The 2,382-nt window shown below is 41.7% G+C and carries 3 protein-coding genes; all 3 read left to right on the forward strand.

Annotated features, from left to right (window positions below; translation table 11 throughout):
- Positions 1 to 213 (forward strand): hypothetical protein (locus tag ACE01R_RS17630; protein ID WP_395552786.1); only part of this gene is annotated, 213 nt, incomplete at its 5' end.
- 3 nt (positions 214 to 216) lie between these two features.
- The gene (locus ACE01R_RS17635; protein ID WP_395552787.1) at positions 217 to 2,193 is read left to right on the forward strand and encodes a hypothetical protein; all 1,977 of its coding nucleotides are present in this window, start codon (positions 217 to 219) and stop codon (positions 2,191 to 2,193) included.
- The coding region (locus ACE01R_RS17640; RefSeq protein ID WP_395552788.1) for a hypothetical protein at positions 2,186 to 2,382 on the forward strand (197 nt) is incomplete at its 3' end. The genes ACE01R_RS17635 and ACE01R_RS17640, both read left to right, overlap by 8 nt.

Raw genomic sequence — 2,382 nt, forward strand, 5'->3', positions numbered from 1 at the left:
AACGGAAACCTAAAAGGAACAACAACCACTCAAAACAATATACCGTTTAATAGCCCAAACACGTCAAATGTATCTATTGGCTCAGGTAACGGTCGTGTGCTGCCAAACAACTGGCATTTTGATGGCTATATTGATGATCTAAGAGTAACGAAAGGCGCATGTAGGCATACAGCAAATTTCAATGTACCAACAAGACCTCATCCGGATGCGTGATTTATGGCAGATAATTACGAGCATGACAAACCATACGTGCTCAGTGCAACATATCAGATCACACCATTACCATCTTCTTTGTCAGCACCGTATGATTTACACGCGGTTTATGATCCAAATTTTGTAGCACATTCAATAGATTTCAAACTCGATGCTGATTTTAAATTCGAATTAGCAGCAACATTTATTGAAAGCTCGGTTATTTTTGCTTCTGCCGATACAAATATAGATGCTGAATTTAGTTTTGAAGTTAAAGCAGTTTTCTTAGAAAACCTGTGTGCGGTTGATATGCGGCTTGATGATGTTAGTTTTGATATCGATGCATTGTTTGATATCAATCATCTCGTTGGATTGTCACTGTTTAGGCCGATGCGATTTTTGCGAGCAATTTCACGATTGAGTGTGATGGAAATACCCTGGGCTAAACCAATATTTAAGGCGCATAACAGCGCCTTTTATTTTGAGCGCAGTTTGAACTTAAGCAACCAAACATCAATTGGTTTCGATAAGACCGATACACTACATTGTGCGGTCCAAATCATTCATGAGCAGGCAACAGGGCTATCGCGTAGTGCTTATCTAAAATGGCAAGAAAATGAAAAGCTATTCATCTCTCGAAGTCTGGTTTTTGATGAGTCTAAAAAACTAAGAATCAATCAGAATACGGATTGGGTTGATCTGGTTCGTAAACGCAAGACTTTTACCTATTCACACCAGGTGGCTCATGTCTTTGAGAAACACTTTGGTTTTGATTGGGATAAAGGCCTTGAACTCATCACAAGCAGTGAAATTGCTTGGGATAAAGCCAAGGCGATTCATTATAGAAAGCACCCAGTGCAACCATGGCCAAAGCCGAAACCACCTGAATATGTTGGCTCAACCGATCTTAATTTTGTCTGCCTATGCAATGAAGTTGATTCACATAACGTCATTTTGAATTTTGGTGCAGATGATTGCATCCCAGCACTACCCAACAGGAACTGGTGGTATATCTTGAATAGTTTGTCTGTTACCCGCCTAGACAATGGCGAAGAAATCAAAGTCTACGATGGAAATTACAGCACGGATAAAAGTCGCTGGTGCTGGTCCTATAGTTTGACTGTTCCAGCTGCTGAAATCAGTAAGCTTGAACCAATTGCCGGGCAGCCGGTAATTCTTAAAATTATGGTGAATGGTAATGAGCACCACATGCTGCTTGAGAATCGAAGCCGATCACGACGATTTGCTAATGAAACATTTACATTAACTGGTCGCAGTCAGTCAGCTTTACTTGATACCCCTACATCACCGACACGTTCATTTTTACAAGAGAATGAACGTACATCAGTGCAATTAGCACAGGCTGAACTTGACCGGGTAAATAGCAATGCTCAACTGAATTGGCAGCTGATTGATGAGCTTGGCTGGATATTGCCGGCTTATAGTTTGAGTTATTCGAATCTCACTCCGATTGCTGCAATCAAACTGATTGCTGAGTCTGCAGGAGGTTTTATTTATAGCGAAAAAAGTGGTAATGCACTGACGATTAAACCCAAATACAAAAAGACCTTTTGGGACCCAATTGCAATTTCGGACTATGACCGTTTGGTACCGGAAAGCATTACCAAGGACCAATCAACAGATTATGAGCTTTACCCGGACTATAACGGAATCACGTTGAGTAATGATCAGTCTGGCTTAACTGGCCAGGTAAAACGAACTGGCACCAGTGCAGATACCCTGCTTGAAACAGTGAATAACGCTTTATTTACAATTGAAAGCATGGGTGCATATGGCAAAGCACAACTGGCTAAAGCTGGCATGGTCGAAACTCATAATCTAGTCATGCCAATTAATGCAGAAGTTGGAGAGTGTGCACCAGGTGAATTAGTCGCCTTTAATGGGGAATGGTGGGGAATTATTGACAGTGTGAGTGTGTCATTTACTCATGCGGTAGTGAACCAGACCATTAAGGTTGAACGGGTGAATCGAGATGAGTAATGCATTACAACGTCTAATCGATCTACTCCCAAAGGCACCCGAATTTGTGGGAACCATCACCAGTGAGGACCATCCTAAATATAAAGTCTTGGTGGTAGATGGTACCGGTCTTGTACTGTGCACCAGCAGCACAAAATATTCAGTTGGCACCCGGGTATTTGTATCAAATCAGGAAATCAAGCGGACAGC

It is taken from the genome of Acinetobacter sp. BSP-28, from assembly GCF_044130285.1.
Lineage (GTDB): Bacteria > Pseudomonadota > Gammaproteobacteria > Pseudomonadales > Moraxellaceae > Acinetobacter.

Coding starts and splice junctions, on each gene's coding strand:
- ACE01R_RS17635 (WP_395552787.1), top strand. CDS start 217: ATGGCAGATAATTACGAGCATGACAAACCATACGTGCTCAGTGCAACA.